General features: G+C 53.3%; 16 protein-coding genes. 14 read left to right on the forward strand and 2 right to left on the reverse strand.

The genetic code is table 11. The annotated features are described in order from the left end of the window. The first annotated feature begins 471 nt into the window (after nucleotides 1-471). A complete protein-coding gene (locus tag HEQ60_RS00835; protein ID WP_168022424.1) occupies nucleotides 472-876 on the forward strand; it encodes a GcrA family cell cycle regulator in 405 nt (134 codons plus the stop codon). A 62-nt stretch (nucleotides 877-938) separates the two neighbouring features. On the opposite strand, the gene HEQ60_RS00840 is transcribed toward HEQ60_RS00835, so the two are convergent. Further along, nucleotides 939-2,135, reverse strand: a complete 1,197-nt coding sequence (locus HEQ60_RS00840; protein WP_168068558.1) for a 3-phenylpropionate MFS transporter — start codon at nucleotides 2,133-2,135, stop codon at nucleotides 939-941. Between the two features lie 373 nt (nucleotides 2,136-2,508). Between HEQ60_RS00840 and proS the strand changes: the two genes are divergently transcribed. The 4 genes from proS to HEQ60_RS10765 all read left to right on the forward strand — a co-directional run bounded on the left by proS (nucleotide 2,509) and on the right by HEQ60_RS10765 (nucleotide 6,914). Next, nucleotides 2,509-3,825, forward strand: a complete 1,317-nt coding sequence (gene proS, locus HEQ60_RS00845) for a proline--tRNA ligase (protein ID WP_168068559.1) — start codon at nucleotides 2,509-2,511, stop codon at nucleotides 3,823-3,825. A 49-nt stretch (nucleotides 3,826-3,874) separates the two neighbouring features. Continuing rightward, nucleotides 3,875-5,122 carry a lipoprotein-releasing ABC transporter permease subunit gene (locus HEQ60_RS00850; RefSeq protein WP_168068560.1) on the forward strand — a complete coding sequence of 416 codons (1,248 nt, stop codon included), beginning with the start codon at nucleotides 3,875-3,877 and terminating at the stop codon, nucleotides 5,120-5,122. Continuing rightward, a complete protein-coding gene (locus HEQ60_RS00855) occupies nucleotides 5,115-5,819 on the forward strand; it encodes an ABC transporter ATP-binding protein (protein WP_168068561.1) in 705 nt (234 codons plus the stop codon). The genes HEQ60_RS00850 and HEQ60_RS00855 overlap by 8 nt, the downstream gene beginning before the upstream one ends. Nucleotides 5,820-5,963: 144 nt before the next feature. Beyond that, a complete protein-coding gene (locus HEQ60_RS10765; protein ID WP_168068562.1) occupies nucleotides 5,964-6,914 on the forward strand; it encodes an EndoU domain-containing protein in 951 nt (316 codons plus the stop codon). Nucleotides 6,915-6,926: 12 nt separating this feature from the next. Here HEQ60_RS10765 and HEQ60_RS00865 read toward each other — a convergent pair whose 3' ends face one another. Beyond that, nucleotides 6,927-8,279 (reverse strand): anaerobic C4-dicarboxylate transporter, encoded by a 1,353-nt coding sequence (locus HEQ60_RS00865; RefSeq protein WP_209315344.1) that lies wholly within the window; start codon nucleotides 8,277-8,279, stop codon nucleotides 6,927-6,929. 155 nt (nucleotides 8,280-8,434) lie between these two features. On the opposite strand from HEQ60_RS00865, the gene dnaE reads away from it, so the two are divergent. The 9 genes from dnaE to rseP all read left to right on the forward strand — a co-directional run bounded on the left by dnaE (nucleotide 8,435) and on the right by rseP (nucleotide 19,334). Beyond that, nucleotides 8,435-11,911 carry a DNA polymerase III subunit alpha gene (gene dnaE, locus HEQ60_RS00870; protein ID WP_168069093.1) on the forward strand — a complete coding sequence of 1,159 codons (3,477 nt, stop codon included), beginning with the start codon at nucleotides 8,435-8,437 and terminating at the stop codon, nucleotides 11,909-11,911. A 188-nt stretch (nucleotides 11,912-12,099) separates the two neighbouring features. Next, a complete protein-coding gene (gene rpsB / locus HEQ60_RS00875) occupies nucleotides 12,100-12,885 on the forward strand; it encodes a 30S ribosomal protein S2 (RefSeq protein ID WP_168068564.1) in 786 nt (261 codons plus the stop codon). Between the two features lie 166 nt (nucleotides 12,886-13,051). Beyond that, entirely contained in the window at nucleotides 13,052-13,981 is a 930-nt protein-coding gene (tsf, locus tag HEQ60_RS00880; protein WP_168068566.1) for a translation elongation factor Ts, read from the forward strand. A gap of 140 nt (nucleotides 13,982-14,121) precedes the next feature. Next, nucleotides 14,122-14,847, forward strand: a complete 726-nt coding sequence (gene pyrH / locus HEQ60_RS00885) for a UMP kinase (RefSeq protein ID WP_168018760.1) — start codon at nucleotides 14,122-14,124, stop codon at nucleotides 14,845-14,847. Nucleotides 14,848-14,894: 47 nt separating this feature from the next. Then, nucleotides 14,895-15,416, forward strand: coding sequence for a ribosome recycling factor (gene frr, locus HEQ60_RS00890; RefSeq protein ID WP_066136797.1), 522 nt, complete (start codon nucleotides 14,895-14,897; stop codon nucleotides 15,414-15,416). A 57-nt stretch (nucleotides 15,417-15,473) separates the two neighbouring features. Then, complete coding sequence (locus HEQ60_RS00895) at nucleotides 15,474-16,166, forward strand: isoprenyl transferase (RefSeq protein ID WP_280842029.1); 693 nt, start codon at nucleotides 15,474-15,476, stop codon at nucleotides 16,164-16,166. A gap of 27 nt (nucleotides 16,167-16,193) precedes the next feature. Then, nucleotides 16,194-16,958: a phosphatidate cytidylyltransferase gene (locus HEQ60_RS00900; RefSeq protein WP_168068568.1), complete on the forward strand. Its 765-nt coding sequence runs from the start codon at nucleotides 16,194-16,196 to the stop codon at nucleotides 16,956-16,958. Then, the gene (locus HEQ60_RS00905; RefSeq protein ID WP_168068570.1) at nucleotides 16,958-18,175 is read left to right on the forward strand and encodes a 1-deoxy-D-xylulose-5-phosphate reductoisomerase; all 1,218 of its coding nucleotides are present in this window, start codon (nucleotides 16,958-16,960) and stop codon (nucleotides 18,173-18,175) included. Before HEQ60_RS00900 ends, HEQ60_RS00905 begins: the two co-directional genes overlap by 1 nt. Nucleotides 18,176-18,227: 52 nt before the next feature. Continuing rightward, the gene (rseP, locus tag HEQ60_RS00910; RefSeq protein ID WP_168068572.1) at nucleotides 18,228-19,334 is read left to right on the forward strand and encodes an RIP metalloprotease RseP; all 1,107 of its coding nucleotides are present in this window, start codon (nucleotides 18,228-18,230) and stop codon (nucleotides 19,332-19,334) included. Nucleotides 19,335-19,374 lie beyond the last annotated feature (40 nt).

A 19,374-nucleotide genomic window follows, 5' to 3' on the forward strand; every position in this document is an offset into this window, starting at 1 on the left:
GGCCGGAAATTGGAATATTTCAGACATATTGGTTTCTGCGGGTTTGGTCCTTGTTCTTTCGGTTGCTCTGCATTGAGTATTATTCCCCTTTGCATGGCGCGTTTTTGCGATTTGGATTCGCTCTCATGTAGTGCTTATCGGGAATTAAAAACCTTATGATGGTACTGATAATTGCAGGATTGTCTAAGTTCGTGTTTCTTTATGTCTTTCTTTCTGTGTTCGGATTTTTTCGACTTTACATGAAACGCTTGGCGTGAGATGTATCCGCGATGCAACATGGCGTGTCCCTCCTTTTTGTGAGGCTGTGTTGTCTTTCTTGGACGTTTCCTCCCTAAACTTGGGCCGTGCTTCGTGTGCGGCCTTTTTTTTCGGGATTATTCTGGCCTTCATTTGCTGCTACAATAAAAGCCTCGGCTGTTGTTCAGGGAATTGACGGCTGCTTGTCATCGGTTATGTGGGAGCAAGGGGTATATGGTCTGGACTGATGAACGGATCGAGGAGCTGAAGGCTCTTTGGGCTGAGGGTCTGACAACGGGGGAGATTGGCAAGCGGTTGGGCGTGTCCAAGAACGCTGTCGTCGGTAAAGCGCACCGGTTGGGTTTGCAAGGGCGACCTTCCCCCATAAAAAGGGAGCAGAAGCCGCGCCAAGATGCTCCTGCTTCCAGAAAAAAAGAGACGGATCCCAAGATTCGCTCGGTTGTTGATCTATCTGTTCATACATGCCGGTGGCCTATTGGTGATCCTCGCGAGCCTGGTTTCCATTTCTGTGGCGCACCATCCCTTCCGAACAAGCCATACTGTGCTGAGCATGCCTCTGTTGCCTATGTTAGCTCGGGTGGGAAGTCATCATCGTCTAGGGATGAGAGTGCCGCCTGATTGTACTTGGTATAAAAATAAAAAAGCCCCCGTATCGGGGGCTTTTTCGTTGGGCAACTTGCTCAGGCGGCCTCTTCCCTAAATTCTTGTTTCTTTTGTTCCACGGTTTCTGGCTGGTGTCGTGTGAAGGCAAGAAACGCTGCCGAAACAAGTGCGAAAGCCGACAGGCCAGCCATTGCCAAGTAAGCCCATCCTTCCAGGAGTTCATAGAGTCGTCCGGCAACAATCATAAGAATCCCGGATCCCAGTCCAACGGCAACGGCCGAGTACACGGTCTGTGCGCGAGCAATCAATCCTGATCGCGTGTTGGCGGTAATATAGTGCATTGCTGCCAAGTGCGCGGCACCAAAGGTAAAGGCATGGAGTACTTGCAGCAGGACAAGAACAGGTAGGGCCGTCGTAACGGCCATCAGTGGCCAGCGAATGACCCCGGCAATGCCCGCAGAGACCATCAGAATGGCAGGGTCCATCCGGCGTACAAAGCGTGCGGATGCAGCAAACAGGACAATCTCGGCCAGTACGCCGACGGCCCACAGCCCACCGATCACACCGCTTTCCACGCCTTGGCTTGTCCAGTGAAGTGTGCCGAAAGCATAGTAAACAGCATGGCTTCCCTGTGCACACGCAGCGAAAACAAGAAAGACAAGGAAGCGGCGGTCTTTCAGAAGGCCACTCCAAGGCTCCCGCTCTGTATTGTTGTCGGTGCTGGGCGAGTCGGGAGAGAACCACGTTGCAGCAAGAGTAATGCCAAGCCCCCCCAGAAATAGCCAGAGGATAATTTCATTATTGGGGGTATAATCCAGTATCTTTCCAACCAGATAGGCCGCAACCATAAAGCTGATTGATCCCCAGAGGCGAACGCGGCCATAGTCGATTTTACCGCGTGTGGCGTGCCCCATGCTGATCGTTTCTGCAACCGGCGTAATCCCAGAAAACAGGGATCCGCCCAATATGCCGATGACCAAAAGTCCCCAGAAGCCATCAAATCCCAGGTAGAAAAGCGAGATAATCAAGGATGCAGCGGCAAGGAACCGCATCATGCCAATACGATTACCGCGTGTATCTATGATCGTACCGATTGTTGGGTTGGTGACAGCCTTGGCCCAGTAAAGGGCGCCGGACAGGATACCGATTTCCCATGGTCCCATACCCCGGCTCTCAAGCCAGACGGGCCAAAAGGGCAGCTGAATGCCATTGACGATAAAAATGGCCCCATACAGGCACGCAAGGCGAATAAATTCAGGAGAGATGCGGGTCATGACCTTGTCTCAGAAGGGCGTGGAGGTGCGCGGATCCTGCCGGGCCTGCTGCAAAATGGCAACAGAAAACACCAAGGGTTATGGCAAGTTTATTGCTGACAAACGCTTCTTCTCATGTGTTCTTTTTCTATAACAAAGCGTTAAAGAAAGGGTCGCAGGGCTCTTTGGGTGTGATCTGCCGGGTGTTTTGCCTGATATTCAGGAACCTGTGCGTGCTCTTCCTCCTTTCTGTCCCGTCCCGCGTACGGGTTTTGAGTTGTGACGCTAAAAGTCTTCTTTTTGTGTAGAACGCCATTGGAAAAAGTACATACCCCTGTCATAAAGTCAGCCAAATGACCTCGTTTACCGTCTTGTCCTCAGGAATTTTCCGCTTATGCGTCTGTCTCGCTATTTTCTTCCTGTCCTCAAGGAAACTCCCGCAGAAGCCCAGATTGTTTCCCATCGTTTGATGTTGCGTGCCGGGTTGGTTCGTCAGCACGCTGCCGGGATATATAACTGGCTTCCTTTGGGGCATCGCGTTTTGCGGAAAGTAGAACAGATTGTCCGCGAGGAGCAGGATCGTGCTGGTGCAGTCGAGATGCTGATGCCAACCATACAGACGGCAGATGTATGGCGGGAATCTGGTCGCTACGACGACTATGGGCGGGAAATGCTGCGCATTGTTGATCGCCATGATCGAGAAATGCTGTATGGTCCAACGCATGAGGAAGTGATCACGGATGTTTTCCGTTCCTTGGTCCGTTCCTACAAGGATTTGCCGAAAACCCTGTATCAAATCCAGTGGAAGTTCCGTGATGAGGTTCGCCCGCGTTTCGGCGTCATGCGCGGCCGTGAATTCCTGATGAAAGATGCCTATTCTTTCGATCTTGATGAAGCATCCGCCCGCCGTGCCTATAACCGTATGTTTGTTGCCTATCTCAAGACATTTGCCCGGCTGGGTGTTCGTGCCATCCCCATGCGGGCTGCTACGGGGCCAATTGGTGGCAATCTCAGTCATGAATTCCTGATTTTGGCCGATACAGGCGAAAGCGGTGTTTTCGTGCACAGGGATCTATTGAATATGCCGATCCCGGATACGGTTGACTTTGATGGTGATCTCCAGCCTTTGGTCGACAGCTGGACAGGTCCCTATGCTGCAACAGATGAAATGCATGACCCGGCGCAGGAAACCGGCTTGGGTGAGAACCTGGTTTCGGCACGTGGCATAGAGGTCGGGCATATCTTCTACTTTGGTACCAAGTATTCCGCCCCCATGGGGTGCCGGGTTGCCGGGCCGGATGGGCAAGATATTGTTCTGCACATGGGGTCCTATGGTATCGGTGTTTCCCGCCTTGTCGGTGCCATCATAGAAGCCAGCCATGATGAAAATGGCATTATCTGGCCAGAGAGTGTCGCGCCGTTCCGTGTCGCCTTGATCAATATCAAGCCCGGTGATCCTTCTGTTGATGCTGTGGCCGATGGTCTATACGCTGACTTGCGGAATGCCGGGATCGATGTGTTGTATGATGATCGGGCCGATGAACGTGCTGGTGCCAAGTTTGCTACGGCTGACCTGATTGGCTTGCCGTGGCATGTGACCGTTGGTCCCAAAGGTATTGCTGCTGGTTATGTCGAGCTGAAATGCCGCCGTACCGGCGAAAAGAGGGATGTGTCCGTAGAGTCTGTGCTGTCACATTTGACGTCTGTCTGAAACGCAGTCGCTGTCTGTTATGGCGCCATGCAGGTGATAGGTTTGCAGTATGATCTTTGATGCCTTCGAGCGAATGGTTGCCCTGCGTTACCTGAGAGCGCGGCGAAAGGAGGGGTTTGTCTCTGTTATCGCCGGCTTTTCTTTGCTGGGTATTGCCCTTGGCGTTGCAACCTTGATTATCGTCATGGCCGTCATGAATGGTTTCCGGCACGAGTTGTTGGGGCGCATTCTTGGTCTGAACGGTCATGTTATTATCACGTCCTCCCACGGAAATCTGGATGCGTACGGTCCGTATGTAGAGCGATTGCGTGCTGTTCCCGGCGTGACTTCAGCCAGCCCGGTTGTAGAGGGGCAGGTTATGGTCAGCGCCAAGGGGGCGAGCAGGGGGGCTATGGTGCGCGGCATGACGCAGGCTGATCTCGGCAAGCGGCCGGTTTTGTCCGGAAGCCTGATTGACGGGAATCTGAATCATTTTGATGAGTCCAGCGTCATCGTGATTGGGTCACGTATGGCGCGCCATTTCGGTGTGGAAGTTGGTGATAGTTTAACCCTTGTTTCTCCCAAGGGTGCTGTTACTGCATTCGGGACAGTGCCGCGTATGCGTGCCTATCGTATTGCAGCGATCTTTGATGTTGGCATGCACGAGTATGACAGCGCCTTCATTTATATGCCAATGGCTGCTGCGCAGGCTTATTTCCAGATGCCGGAGCAGGTCAGTCAGATCGAGATCATGACGGTTGATCCGGATAATCTGGATACGATTATTGATGAGGCCTATCAGATCCTTGGGCGTGGCTACTATGTTGCCGACTGGACCCGCAGCAATGCCAGCCTGTTTAACGCCTTGCAGGTCGAGAGAAACGTAATGTTTCTTATTCTGACCCTTATTATCGTTGTTGCGGCCTTCAACATTATTTCTGGTCTGATCATGCTGGTCAAAGACAAAGGCCGCGATATTGCGATATTGCGAACGATGGGCGCGACGCGTGGCTCAGTCATGAGAATATTTTTTTTGGCGGGGGCCAGTGTTGGCGTGTGCGGTACGGTATCTGGATTGGTTCTTGGTGTTTTATTCTGTGAAAACATAGAATCCATTCGTCAGGGACTGCAATCTTTGACGGGAACAGACCTTTTCTCTGCTGAAGTTTACTTCCTTTCAAAAATGCCGGCAAAGATGGAGTGGTCGGAAGTTATCCGTGTTACGGCCATGGCGATTGCCTTGTCTCTTGGTGCGACGCTCTATCCCAGTTGGCGGGCTGCCCGCCTAGATCCTGTAGAGGCCCTGCGCTATGAGTGAGAATCTGGACAAGCAAAAGCCAGCGCTTGCGCTGTCTGGAGTATCGCGCTGTTTTGTGCAGGGCGGAGAGCGTCTGGACGTGCTGTCCGATATCAATCTTGAGGTTGAGGCGGGTGAGATCGTTGCCTTGGTCGGACCATCAGGCGCAGGAAAGTCGACATTGTTGCAGATCGCCGGTCTTCTGGAGCGCCCCGATCAAGGCGTTGTTTCCATTGGCGGCCAGAATACTGATGGGCTTGATGATGACAGGCGAACGGCGTTAAGGCGTCGGCACTTGGGGTTTGTGTATCAGTATCATCATCTTCTTCCGGAATTTTCAGCTGTCGAGAATATTATTATTCCCCAGATGATAGCCGGCGTATCGCGTCAACAGGCTCGTGTTCGGGCCGTGGATCTGTTGACGTCCATGGGGTTGCAAGCTCGTGCCCAGCATCGACCAGGGCAGTTATCAGGTGGTGAGCAGCAGCGTGTTGCAATTTGCAGGGCGTTGGCTAATGCTCCGGCATTGCTTCTGGCTGACGAGCCAACGGGGAACCTTGATCCGGAAACCGCAGAGAAGGTTTTTTCCCAGCTGTTAACGTTGGTACGTGAAGAGAGGCTTTCAGCCTTGATTGCCACGCATAACATTGAACTGGCCGCGCGTATGGACCGGACTATCACAGTGCACAGCCGGATGCTTTCTTGTTCCTCCACGTGATCCTGGATTGCTAGATTTTAAATAATCTTCTATTTGAGATGGATCGTTGTGTCGGGTTTTATTCCTGTGAGGATCCATATGCGTTGTGTGTCGCCAGTGTCGCTCCTGGTTTTCTGTTTATGGTGTGTCTTTTCCTGTCGGTCTGTGGCTGCTCCTTCAGGTGTTCTGACAGCATCCGGTCCATGTGAGGCCTATTCCAGCAAGAAGACCCTGTCTAATCCTGATAATGTGCGCTTGGTTCCTTCCCGTGAGTATCCTGTCCGTTCTTACGAGCGTGGTGAGGATGCATGGATCCGGGTCCGGGTTGATGGTGCATCGCCCAAAGACCGGTGGGTTCGTGCCAATTGCGGCCAGGTGCGCATAGCGGCTTTTGGGCGGTCTGACTTTCAGCCGTTCTTTGATGAGCAGACTGCTTCCACGGATGATCCTGTTCCCTTGGCACCAGAGCTTGATGCCTTTGACCGTGGGGTTCTGGCCTTGTGTGGCAACTGGGGTTCGCAACCAAGAGCGGAGGACTTTGCGGTTACCCTTCTTTCGGTTTTTCCTGAGGAAGCCAATACCTTGTATACCGCGCTGGATGGTACAATTCTGACCCGCCATGCTGACGTAGCTGGATTTGTCAATGAACTAACAGACGTATGGTTTCGTCAGAATGGGTTCGCTCATGTTTTTTGTGGTGAACCGCGTTCCCGTACGTTGGGTGGTATGCATTTTGAAGGGCGTTATCTTCAGGCTCAAAAAGCGGGATGGGCCGGTCTTGCTGACGGGGTAACGGAGTGTTCCAGGCAAGATATAAAGCCGCCTGTTTATACTGTAGGCGTTTCTTATATTCGCCCTGACGGCTCTGTGGGTCGTGCGTGCCCCAAGGGTTATGGGCTTGGGCAGCGGGCGCGTGATATTCTGAGGGAAGGAACCGTGGCGCTGAAGCAGATTCTCCCCCGTACGCAGAACAGAAAAGACAACATTGCCTGCTTGACAGATGACGGGGGAAAAGCATTCCGTCAGGTGTTTGTTGCACGCGGCCAGTCTGTTGTCACTTTGTATCCTGATGCTTCTCCAGATCCCGGCATGGTATCCTGTTCCCAAGATCCGTGAGGTGGTGAGACTTTAGAGTGTAAGAGAAGCCAAGATCCACCCCGCAACGGTTGCCCCCCATACACCGATCAATCCCGGCATCATGAAACTGTGATTGAGAAGATACTTTCCAATGCGGGTGGTGCCGGTGCGATCCATGTTGATGGCGGCCAAGTCACTGGGGTAAAACGCAAAAAAGAAATAAGCGTAACATGCGGGCATGACTCCAACCAGGACAGGCATGGGCACGCCTAGGGTTATTCCAAAGGGGATCATGATCGCCAGAGTTGCGGCTTGGCTTTTTACAAACATGGAAACGGCGAACAAGGCAAAAGCAAAAGTTAGGGGGGCATACTCCACCATTTGGCGGACTGTGTTGATGAGCAGCTCTTCGTTGTCACTCACAAAAGTGTCACTCATCCACGCAATGCCAAATATGGACACGATGGCAATCATTCCTGCGTTAAAGACGCTGCTTCGGGCGATATCGGTAGCCTTGACGTTACTGTAAAGCATGATCAAGGCCCCGTAGGCTAACATGACAATCTGTACGATGGTTGTCATGGGTACCGCTTTGCCGTTGGCCATGGGAAGCCATTGCGGATTCAGGGCCAGCATGACGATGGTCAGAATTCCGCTGAAGAAGAGAATAACAGATATTTTCGCGGAAGCTGGCAGCGTTTTGTCGAGGGTTGTTATACTGGTTCCGAGGCATTCCCTGAATTCAGGGTCAGTCAGCCGTGCCTGATAATCCATATCCTTATCCAGATCCAAGCCACGATTGAGGCTCCACAGGCAGGCCAATCCAAGGCCAAACAGCCCTGCAGGGACGGTCACGATCAGCAGATCGACAAGTCCTATGGCCCCGGGTGCGTCATGTGTAATCGCAAGAAAAGTGGTTACAGCTGCGGCAACCGGACTGGCGGTAATGCCCATTTGTGATGCAACACTGGATATAGCCATGGGCCGTTCCGGCCTTACCCCGGTTCTCAGAGATACGTCAGCAATAACGGGCAGCAGCGAATAGATGGCATGCCCACTGCCAACGCAGACTGTCAGTGCAAACGAGCAAAAAGGGGCAATAAGCGTGACATGCTTTGGGTGAGCTCTGAGCAGCCGCTCTGCCTGTTGGACCAGCCAGTCCAGTCCACCGGCAGCCTGTAGGGTTGCAGATGCTGTAACAACGGCAAGAATGATCAGCATGACGGTCACAGGTGGTCTGGCCGGAACAGCGCCAAATCCGAAGCACAGAACGGCAACCCCCAAGCCGCCGATCAAGCCCAGGGAAACTCCTCCCCGCCGGATACCGATCAGGATTGCCCCTAGAACCAGAGCAAATTCCATCCAGAAAACAAGCATATATGCCTCGCAAGCCCTATCAGGCATTTTATCATCATGTCGAGAAAGAATGAATGTACGCTAATGCCATCATCCTTTTTCCGCAATTTATTTATGGGAAATTGTGTATGTGGCCTGGGCTCTCTCCATCCTTATCGCCAGGTCTGGCGATTCCTGCTGTGTTCTGGCATCTTGGGCAGACTATGCAGAATGCCTTTGTTCACCTCCGCCTTCACACGCCCTATTCAATGTCCGAAGGGGCGATACCAATCAAGACGCTTGGCAAGATATGTCGCGAACGTGGCATGCCGGCTGTTGCCGTTACTGATACCCGCAACCTGTTCGGTGGGCTGGAGTTTTCGGTAACGTTGGCTGCCGATGGTGTGCAACCGATTGTCGGATGTCAGGTTGCCGTGGAACGCGGTGGGGATACGGAACCCCCGCGGGGTCGGCGGGATATGGTGCCCGACCAATTTGATGATCTTGTTCTGTTGTGTCAGGATGCTGTTGGTTACAGTAATCTTATCGCGCTGATTTCTCATGCCTTCATGGCGGCAGAGAGTGGTGAGGTGCCAAAGATACGCCGCCCGGATCTGGAAGCCCGAAGCGAAGGATTGTTGTGTCTGACGGGCGGGGTTTCCGGGCCGGTTGGCTACCGGATCCTGAATGGTGGGCTACAGCCTGCTGAGGCTGAGTTGCAGTGGCTTGCGTCGGTTTTCCCCGGGCGACTCTATATGGAAATACAGCGCCATGACACTCCGGAAGAAAACAAAACCGAGCCTGTTTTTCTCGATCTTGCTTACAAGCACGGGATTCCTCTTGTCGCCACGAACGATTGTTATTTCCCGGATCGCGAGTTATTCGAGGCTCATGATGTCTTGATTTGTATGTCACAGAAACTGACGGTTTCTGCGACCGATCGGCGGCGGTTGACGCCGGAACATTACCTGAAATCGGCAGCCGAAATGCGTGAGCTGTTTCAGGATCTGCCGGAGGCCACTGACAATACACTGACAATTGCTCGCCGCTGTGCAGTGATGGTGGAGAAGCGCAAGCCAATCTTGCCGCGTTCAGCGCGTGCCGTGGACAGTTCAGAAGAAGATGTGTTGCGCCAGATGGCCCGCGAAGGGTTGGAAAGGCGCCTGCCTGTTCATGTTTATACGCCGGGTATGACAGAGGACGAAAAAGTGAAGGCCGCCGCGCCTTACTATCAAAGGCTTGCGTTCGAGCTGGATGTGATTATCCAGATGGGATTCCCTGGTTACTTTATCATTGTTGCTGATTTCATCCAGTGGGCAAAAGACAACGACGTACCCGTTGGTCCGGGGCGTGGTTCCGGTGCTGGTTCCTTGGTCGCATGGGCGCTGACCATCACAGACCTTGATCCCCTCCGCTTCCAGCTTCTCTTTGAACGTTTCCTGAATCCGGAACGCATTTCAATGCCGGACTTCGATATCGATTTTTGTCAGGAGCGGCGAGGGGCAGTCATTGACTATGTTCAGAAAACATACGGGCGTGACCGTGTTGCGCAGATTATAACTTTTGGAAAGTTGCAGGCTAGGGCTGTGCTGCGGTCTGTTGGTCGTGTTCTGGAAATGCCCCTGGGTTACGTTGACCGTATCTGCAAGCTGGTGCCCAACAACCCTGCCAACCCCGTCAGCTTGCAGGAAGCCATTGTTCAAGAACCGCAGCTGCAGGCCCTGCGTGACAGTGACCCCCAGGTTGCCCAGTTGCTGTCTATTGGTCAGCGCCTAGAGGGACTTTATTCACACGCATCAACCCATGCGGCCGGTGTGGTGATTGGTGATCGTCCTCTCGACCAGTTGGTTCCGATGTATCGCGATCCTGGGTCGGACATGCCGGTAACCCAGTTCAATATGAAGTGGGTTGAATCGGCAGGGCTTGTAAAATTTGACTTCCTTGGCCTGAAAACGCTGACCGTACTGCAGAAGGCTGTTAATCTGTTGCGTGAGAGGGGGATACAGATCGATCTGTCTTCCCTGCCTCTGGATGATACGAAAACCTATGATATGCTTGGCCGTGGAGAGGCCGCAGGCGTGTTCCAGCTGGAATCGCAAGGAATGCGGGACGTCCTGACACGGATGAAACCCGACTGCCTGGAAGATATTATCGCGGTTGTTGCCCTGTATCGGCCGGGTCCGATGGATAATATTCCTTCCTACATCGCCCGCAAGCAGGGTACCGAGCCGATTGACTATATGCACCCAAGCTTGGAGCCGATCCTGAAGGAAACATACGGGATCATGATTTATCAAGAGCAGGTCATGCAGGCAGCCCAGGTTCTGGCCGGCTATTCTCTTGGTAGCGCTGACCTTCTGCGTCGGGCCATGGGGAAAAAGATCAAGGAGGAAATGGACCAGCAGCGCGCCATGTTTGTGCAGGGGTGCGCAGAGCGCGGCATTGCCTCCGGTCAAGCTTCCGGTATTTTTGATACTATCGCCAAGTTTGCTGGCTATGGCTTCAACAAGTCCCATGCTGCAGCCTATGCGTACGTAGCCTATCAGACAGCGTACATGAAAGCCAATTACCCGGTTGAATTCATGGCTGCAATCATGACGTATGATATGCATAATACAGACAAGCTGGCCTCTTTCAGGGGGGAGCTACAGCGTTTGGGTATTCCGCTTCTGCCGCCTGATATCAATGCTTCTGATGTTCAGTTCGGTGTCGAATTTGGCGATCCCAACCCACAGGGGGCCGTACGTTATGCGCTGGCGGCTGTCCGCAACGTGGGCGAGGCTGCGATGCAGGGACTGGTGACGGAACGCAGAAGTCGCGGTGCTTTTCGCTCTGTACAGGACTTTGCCGGGCGTGTGGACAGCCGTGCTATCAACAAGAGGTTGCTTGAGAATTTGGTCAGGGCCGGGGCTTTTGATTGTCTGGAGCCATCCCGTGCACGGCTTTTTGCTGGTATAGAGCTTCTCTTACGGCATGCCCAAGCCGCTGCAGAGGCTCGTGCCTCGTCCCAGGTCAGCCTGTTTGGTCCTGCGGATACGGTTCCACGCTTTGATTTGCCCGCAGGGGAAGAGTGGTCCAGGACAGATATTCTGAATGAAGAGCGGGCCGCCATTGGCTTTTTCCTGTCGGCACACCCCTTGGATGCTTACAAAACAACCCTGGAGCGGCTTGATGCTGTTCCTTCCTCTGACCTTGTAATTTATTTGCGGAATGGAGGGCAAACGCCGGTACGTATGGCTGCTATTGTAGGGGGGCGTAAGGAAAAAACCGGACGTAATGGTTCCCGTTATGCCTTTGTCAGCCTTTCGGATGCGGGTGGCGGGTACGAAGCCATGTTCTTTTCCGAGATTCTGTCATCCAGTAGGGATCTGCTGGACTCTGGCAAGCCGCTTCTCCTGAGTGTGGATGCCCGGTTGGATGGCGATCAGGTCAGGTTGTCTGTCCAGCATGTTGAAAGCTTGGATAATGCCGTTTCCAGGGCAACCAAGAAAATTATGGTTGTTTTTGATGCTCCATCCTGCCTTGGCAAGGTGCGCCAGATTATTGACTCTGATGCCAATGGGCATGGCCGGGTTGTTCTGGTGGCCAGAACACGATCTCAGGAGGTTGAGATGCCTCTTCGCCAAGGCTTTGCCTTGTCCGGCCATACCCTTGGTGCCCTGAAGGATGTTCCCGGGGTCTTGGAGGTGCGGGAAATCTAGGCTTGGACCGCCGGCATGATATCCAGGCTTGCAATTCATGGCCCGGCACGATAAACAACCAGCCTTGTGAAAAACTACACACACGGGTGCACGGGCCCATTGTCCCCCTCCAAGGGGCTTCTGGTCCATCCGGTGCCGTTTATTCGGCCACTTGCCCTGTGGAGGTATCAACCGGAAAAGAGGAAATAATGGCTCTTCCGACATTTACACTGCGTCAGCTGGTCGAGGCTGGCTGTCACTTCGGTCACAACACGCGTCGCTGGAATCCCCGCATGAAGCCCTATCTGTACGGGGTTCGTGATGGCGTGCACATCATTGATCTGCAGCAGACCGTTCCGCTGTTGCAGCGCGCCATGGAAAAGGTGCGTGAAGTCACGTCTTCAGGTGGTCGTGTGCTGTTTGTTGGCACCAAGCGCCAGGCGCAGGATATTGTTGCTGAAACAGCCCGTCGCTGCGGACAGTACTACGTCAATCACCGCTGGCTTGGCGGGATGCTGACCAACTGGAAGACAATATCCAATTCCATCAATCGCCTGCGTGAGCTGGAGGGGATGTTCGAGAGCGGCGCTGTCAACAGCTTTACCAAGCGCGAGCAGCTCAGCCTGACCCGCGAGATGGAAAAGCTTGATCGTGCCTTGGGCGGGATCAAGGATATGGGCGGCCTGCCCAACATTCTCTTTATTGTCGACGTGACAAAGGAAGATCTGGCTGTTGCTGAGGCCCGCAAGCTTGGCATTCCCGTGGTTGCCATCGTTGACTCCAACGCCAGCCCGGAGGGTGTTGATTTCCCCGTTCCAGGTAATGATGATGCCATTCGTGCTATCACCACGTACTGTGATCTGATTGCGGGATCTGTTCTTTCGGGTATCCAGGCAGAGATGACGGCTGCTGGTGTTGATATTGGCGCATCGGAAGCGGCTCCTGTTGAGCCGGTCCTTGTGGCCGAGAATGACAGTGCCCAGGCAGAGGCCTGAGGCGTTCGCGGTTGAAGCGATGCGGCGGCGACAGCAGTTGCCGCCGTTTTCCTGAGTGGCCCACTGCACGTGAGGCTCTTCGAGATAACTGGAGTATCGAGCTTCCCGGCCATTTTGTTCTGTTGCTGGTCGGTCTCGGTGCCCTGAAGAAGAAGGTGTTACCCTAATGGCTGAAATTACTGCTGCACTGGTGAAAGAACTGCGTGAAACATCTGGCGCCGGCATGATGGATTGCAAAAAGGCGCTGTCCGAGACTGGTGGGGATCTTGAGTCTGCGGTTGATTGGCTGAGAAAGAAGGGGCTTGCGGCTGCTGCCAAGAAAGCAGGGCGTGTTGCTGCCGAGGGGCTGGTCGCTGTTGCTGCCACCGGCACACGTGCTGCAGTCGTAGAGCTTAATGCTGAAACAGACTTTGTGGCCCGCAATGATCAGTTCCAGTCCCTTGCGCAGGGCATTGCCCAGGTGGCCCTTGGTGTGGATGGTGATGTTGATGCCTTGAAAGCTGCCGCTTTCCCGGGCTCTGGCCGCACTGTTGTTGATGAAGTGACTGCAGCGATTGCCTCTATTGGTGAAAATATGAACCTGCGACGTTACCAGGCGCTATCGGTGTCTTCTGGTATTGTTGCTTCTTATGTCCATACGGCAGTCAAGCCTGGCCTTGGTAAGATCGGTGTTCTTGTTGCGCTGGAATCCGAAGGTGATGTGGCTCGTCTTGAGGAAGTGGGCAAGCAGATCGCCATGCACGTTGCGGCTGCTAATCCGCAGTACCTTAACAAGGATCTGGTGGATACAGCTGCTTTGGACCGGGAGCGTGATGTGTTGGCCGATCAGGCCCGTGCATCCGGAAAGTCCGAGGACATCATTTCCAAGATGGTTGATGGCAGGTTGCGGAAGTTTTACGAGGAAGTGTGCTTGGTCGAGCAGATTTTTGTCATCGATGGTGAAACAAGAATTTCTGCCGTCGTTGCCAATCTGGCCAAAGAACTCGGGAAGCCTGTGGAGCTGAAAGGCTTTGTGCGGTTTGCCTTGGGTGAGGGAATAGAGAAGCAAGAATCCGACTTTGCTGCCGAGGTTGCTGCAGCTGCGGGGCATGCTTGATCCTTGTTTGGATCTGCACTTCCTGTGTTGATGTGGTAGGCGGCAACGTTGTGCAATCTGGCGAGTGTTGCCCCCTTCCGCTTGCGTCTTGATGTCTTCGTGTCATTCTTTCATCCACTGTGCCTTTTGGAGTTCTGATCATGTTTGTCCTGTCAACCTGTCGCCGCGTTATGCTCAAGCTATCTGGCGAAGGATTGATGGGGGATCGTGAATACGGTATGGACCGTGCTGTTATTGAGGCTATTGCCCGTGATGTGCGGTCTGTTGTGCAGGGCGGTGTGCAGGTTTGCTTGGTGATTGGCGGTGGCAATATATTCCGCGGTGTTTCTGGTGCCGCGCAGGGGATGGACCGTGCCAGTGCCGACTATATGGGAATGCTGGCTACGGTTATGAATGCGCTTGCCGTGCAGAATGCGCTGGAGCAGATGGGTGTTGATACCCGCGTCCAGTCTGCTATTCCTATGTCTGCTGTTTGCGAGCCTTATATTCGGCGCAAGGCTGTGCGTCACATGGAGAAGGGGCGGGTCGTCATTTTTGCAGCAGGTACAGGTAACCCGTTTTTCACAACAGATACAGGCGCTGCCTTGCGTGCTGTTGAGGTTAATTGTGACGCCTTGCTGAAGGCTACCCAAGTTGACGGCGTCTATTCTGCTGATCCAAGAAAAGATTGTAATGCCAAGCGGTATGAAACGCTGAGCTATACAGAGGTTCTGACAAAGGATTTGCGTGTCATGGATGCCTCAGCTATTGCGTTGGCACGTGAAAATCGCTTGCCTGTTGTTGTTTTTAACATGCATGGAAATGGTGCTTTTGCCGCTGTTATGCGTGGTGAGGGGCGCTATACTGTTATTTCCGAGGAGAATTGATCGTGGCTGGTGACTATGCCTCGCTGAAGAAAGATATCCGGCACCGTATGGAGCAGGCCGTCGAGGTGATGAGAAAAGAGTTTGCCGGTTTGCGCACAGGACGTGCGCACATCAGCCTCCTTGATCCTGTGCAGGTTGAGGCTTATGGCCAGAGCATGCCATTGAACCAAGTGGGTACTGTTGGTTCTCCTGAGCCTAGGATGTTGACGGTCAGCGTTTGGGACAAGGGAATGGTCAAGGCAGCTGAGAAGGCTATTCGTGATGCCGGCCTTGGACTCAACCCCATGGCGGATGGCCAGACCATTCGCATTCCGGTCCCTCCCTTGACAGAGGAACGGCGCCAGGAATTGACGAAAGTTGCGGCCAAGTATGCAGAGACAACACGGATTGCCGTGCGTAATGTACGTCGTGACGGGAATGACAACCTGAAGAAAATGGAAAAAGATGGACTGATCTCACAGGATGAGCTTCATACTTATACCGCTGAAATACAGAAGATGACCGATGAGACGATCAAGTCCTTGGATGAGGTTCTTGATCATAAGCAGAAAGAGATCATGCAGGTATAGTGTTGTCGTGTAGCTTCTGTTTTAGCAGGTTTCTAACAAGCTGAAGGGTTTATAGCCTTGCATGTGGCAATCATCATGGATGGTAACGGTCGCTGGGCGCAGAAAAGAGGACTGCCCCGGGTGGCCGGTCACAAGCGTGGCGCCGACGCTGTGAGGGTTGTGGTTGAGGCTGCTCCCTCGCTTGGTATTGATCAGCTGACCTTGTTTGGCTTCTCGTCCGAGAACTGGAAGCGGCCGCAGTCCGAGGTGTCTGCCTTGATGGGGTTGCTTCGTCTTTATCTAAAGTCTGAGATATCACGTCTACATGCTGAGGGTGTGCGCCTGAGGTTTATGGGTGATCGCTTTGGATTGGCAGACGATATTGTTGCCCTGATGGCCGATGCAGAAGAAAGAACAGCTGGCAATAGTTCTCTTGATCTTGTGATCGCAATTAATTATGGCAGTCGGGCTGAGATTGTTTCAGCGGTTCAGAAGTTAGCCGGGATGGTTCGGGATGGATTACTGGATGCAGGCTCAATCTCCGAGGATCTGTTCTCGTCTTCTTTGATGATTCCCGGTTTGCCCGATCCTGATCTTTTGATTCGGACCAGCGGTGAGCAAAGAATCAGTAATTTTCTTCTGTGGCAGTGTGCTTATACAGAGTTTGTTTTTACAGATGTCTTGTGGCCTGACTTCAATAAGGCTGAACTTGCAAAGTGTTTACAGGCTTTTGCGGTGCGGGACCGACGCTTTGGCGCCTTGACGGGCTGACTGTCTTTATCGTGTATGGGGGTATCCGTGTTAGGAGCCAGAGTCTGTTCGGCGTTGTTTCTTGCTCCTGTTGTTCTTTTGGCCGTCTGGTTTGGTGATATTGCCTTTTCATCTGTCGTTGCTCTTGCGTCTGCCTTGATGATTTGGGAGTGGGACAGAATGTGCAGGGGGCGTTTTGGTGGTTGCGGGATGCTTGCTGCCGGAACTACGTTTGTGTCTGCCCTGTTGGCACCTCATTCGCCCTTTATTTCCTTGGGGCTTGTATGGGTTGGAACGCTGGTTGTTGCGGCATTCAGCCGCTCAGGCTGGCTTGCTATGGGTGTGCTTTATATTGGCCTTCCGTGCCTTGCTCTTTCTTGGCTGCGTGGCGAGACTGATGTTTGGACTCTCATGTGGCTTTTATTCGTTGTGTGGGCAACGGATACGGGAGCTTACGTTTGTGGGCGCTCTATCGGTGGCCCCAAGCTTGCCCCACGGATCAGCCCGAACAAGACATGGGCTGGTTTGCTGGGTGGTGCGGTGTGTGCTGCTGTAACGGGTGCTGCGTTTCCATTCATGCTGGGTATGCCGGGCTGGCTGCTTGCGTTGGTTCTTGCAGCACTTCTTGCTGTTGTGGCTCAGGTTGGCGATCTTTTTGAGTCTTCTGTGAAAAGGCGCTTCAGGGTCAAGGACAGCAGTGGGATTATACCGGGGCACGGTGGTATTCTTGATCGTCTTGATGGCCTTGTTGCGGCAGCGCCCGTTGTTGTTTTGGTTGTTCTCGCCTTGGGTGGAGGCTTGGGGTCTTGGTGATGCGATACCCGGTTCACCGTACAGAGCCTGTTGGCCCTCGTCGTGTCTCTATTCTTGGATCGACGGGGTCAGTCGGTACAAGCACTCTTGATCTTCTGTCTGCCAACCCAGAGAGGTGGCATTTTGTTGCCTTGGTTGGTAATCGTAACATTGATCTTTTAGCGCGGCAGGCTCGTGCCTTTCACCCTGAAGTTGTCGTTACTGCGGATCCGGCTCTTTATTCTGACCTGAAGATGGCGGTGGCCGGCACAGGTACGGAGGTTGCTGCAGGATTGGATGCTGTTGTTGATGCTGCGTCCAGGCCGGCTGACTGGATCATGTCGTCTGTTGTGGGGGCTGCTGGTCTTGCTCCGACCTTGGCCGCTGTTCGGCAAGGAACCGTTGTTGCTTTGGCAAACAAGGAATCGCTTGTTTGTGCGGGTCGCCTTGTTATGTCTGAGGTGGCGCGTTGCGGCGCAACTCTTTTGCCTGTCGATTCAGAGCATTCCGCCATTTTCCAGGCTCTTGACCAGTCCGTGGTGGATCAGGTCGAAAAATTGACGCTGACGGCTTCTGGTGGTCCTTTCCGCCAATTCTCTTTGGAGCAGATGTGCGATGTAACTCCGGATGAGGCTGTTTCTCACCCTGTCTGGTCCATGGGGGCGAAGATTTCGGTTGATTCTGCGTCGATGATGAACAAGGGGCTGGAGCTGATTGAAGCTAGTCACCTTTTTGGTGTCAATGAAGACTGCATCGATATTGTTGTTCATCCGCAGTCTGTTATTCATTCCATGGTGTCTTACAAGGATGGATCTATCCTTGCGCAGATGGGTGCGCCGGATATGCGGATTCCGATTGCCTTTGCTCTTGGATGGCCTGGCCGTATGGAGGCCCTGACGGACAGACTGGACTGGCGTACCTTGGGTTCCCTGACATTCGAGCCTCCTGACGAGAGCCGTTTTCCTGCTCTTCGTCTTGCTCGTTTTGTCCTGTGTCAGGGTGGTGGTGCCCCGACTGTTCTTAATGCAGCCAACGAGATTGCGGTTGCCCGTTTTCTTGATGGTTCCTTACGCTTTACCGATATTGCCGCTGTGGTCGAGGAAACGTTGGCCCGTCTTTCGGGCTGCCCGGAGCCAGAACATCTTTCTGATGTTCTGGAAGTTGACCATCAGGCCCGCGCGATTGCGGTACAGATGTGTCAGGCCCGATTATCCGGAGTAGCTTCTGGTTCCGGTTGATGGTGTTATTGCGGTCTTCATAAATTCCTGAAGGATACGGATACGTTGCGTCATGGATGTTCTTTCATTTTTCTCCACCTATCTCGTTCCGTTCCTTCTGACGCTGACCGTCGTGGTTTTTGTCCATGAGCTTGGGCACTTTCTTGTTGCCCGCTGGAATGGCGTGCATGTAGAGGTCTTTTCCATTGGCTTTGGTCCTGAAATCATCGGTTTTGACGATGCGCGCGGAACACGCTGGAAAATATCGCTGATTCCATTAGGGGGCTATGTCCGATTTCTGGGTGATGCCGATGCCTCCAGTGCGGTTGCTGCCGATGTGGCTGTTGAAGATCGTGAGCGTGCTTTTGCATCCAAACGGGTATGGCAAAGGGTAGCCATTGTTTTTGCGGGGCCTGCGGCAAATTTCCTGTTTGCCCTTGTCGTATTCTCTCTGGTTTTCATGTTTGTTGGCAAACCATTTACGCCGGCTGTGGTTGATCGTGTCAGCGAAGGAAGTCCGGCGGCTGCAGCCGGCATTCAGCCCGGAGATGAAATTACAGCTATAGAAGGGCGGGCTGTTCGTCAGTTCGAGGATCTTCGTATGCTGGTGCCTGTTTACGGTGCGGCCCCCATGCGTGTAACGGTTCTGCGCAATGGGCAGGAGCTGGTTCTCCATACGGTCCCAGAATGGCGGGAGATGCCCGATGGATTTGGGAAGACACAGAAAATCCCTGTCCTAGGTGTGTCCTCCTCTGGTTCAGCGTTCCGTATTGAACGTCTGGGGCCGCTTGATTCCGTTGTTGAGGCTGTGAATCGCACATGGTCTGTGAGTGTCAGTACGCTGGCAGCTCTTGGTCAGATTGTTGTCGGCACCAGGGGCGTAGAGGATCTTGGTGGCCCTGTGCGTATCGCTGAGTATTCCGGCAATGCGGCGCAGCTCGGCTTTCTCAGCATGATTATGTTCGTCGCTGTCTTGTCCGTTAATCTGGGCCTGATTAATCTGTTCCCTATCCCTGCCTTGGATGGGGGTCACCTTGTTCTTTACGCGTGGGAGGCTGTTTGTGGTCGCCCCTTGGGCGAGAAAGCCCAAGAGATTGGTTTGAGGATTGGACTTATCCTTCTCTTCGGGCTAATGATCTTCACGACTTGGAATGATATTCTGCGATTGATCGCAGGGTAGCACTCCGGCTAGTTTTGTTCTGTTCTGCTTTTGTCATTCT

Origin of the sequence: Haematospirillum sp. H1815, assembly GCF_012102705.1 — a bacterium.
GTDB lineage: Bacteria > Pseudomonadota > Alphaproteobacteria > Rhodospirillales > Rhodospirillaceae > Haematospirillum.

Coding starts and splice junctions, on each gene's coding strand:
- HEQ60_RS00835 (WP_168022424.1), top strand. CDS start 472: ATGGTCTGGACTGATGAACGGATCGAGGAGCTGAAGGCTCTTTGGGCT.
- HEQ60_RS00840 (WP_168068558.1), bottom strand. CDS start 2,135: ATGACCCGCATCTCTCCTGAATTTATTCGCCTTGCGTGCCTGTATGGG.
- proS (WP_168068559.1), top strand. CDS start 2,509: ATGCGTCTGTCTCGCTATTTTCTTCCTGTCCTCAAGGAAACTCCCGCA.
- HEQ60_RS00850 (WP_168068560.1), top strand. CDS start 3,875: ATGATCTTTGATGCCTTCGAGCGAATGGTTGCCCTGCGTTACCTGAGA.
- HEQ60_RS00855 (WP_168068561.1), top strand. CDS start 5,115: ATGAGTGAGAATCTGGACAAGCAAAAGCCAGCGCTTGCGCTGTCTGGA.
- HEQ60_RS00865 (WP_209315344.1), bottom strand. CDS start 8,279: ATGCCTGATAGGGCTTGCGAGGCATATATGCTTGTTTTCTGGATGGAA.
- dnaE (WP_168069093.1), top strand. CDS start 8,435: ATGCAGAATGCCTTTGTTCACCTCCGCCTTCACACGCCCTATTCAATG.
- rpsB (WP_168068564.1), top strand. CDS start 12,100: ATGGCTCTTCCGACATTTACACTGCGTCAGCTGGTCGAGGCTGGCTGT.
- tsf (WP_168068566.1), top strand. CDS start 13,052: ATGGCTGAAATTACTGCTGCACTGGTGAAAGAACTGCGTGAAACATCT.
- pyrH (WP_168018760.1), top strand. CDS start 14,122: ATGTTTGTCCTGTCAACCTGTCGCCGCGTTATGCTCAAGCTATCTGGC.
- frr (WP_066136797.1), top strand. CDS start 14,895: ATGGAGCAGGCCGTCGAGGTGATGAGAAAAGAGTTTGCCGGTTTGCGC.
- HEQ60_RS00905 (WP_168068570.1), top strand. CDS start 16,958: ATGCGATACCCGGTTCACCGTACAGAGCCTGTTGGCCCTCGTCGTGTC.
- rseP (WP_168068572.1), top strand. CDS start 18,228: ATGGATGTTCTTTCATTTTTCTCCACCTATCTCGTTCCGTTCCTTCTG.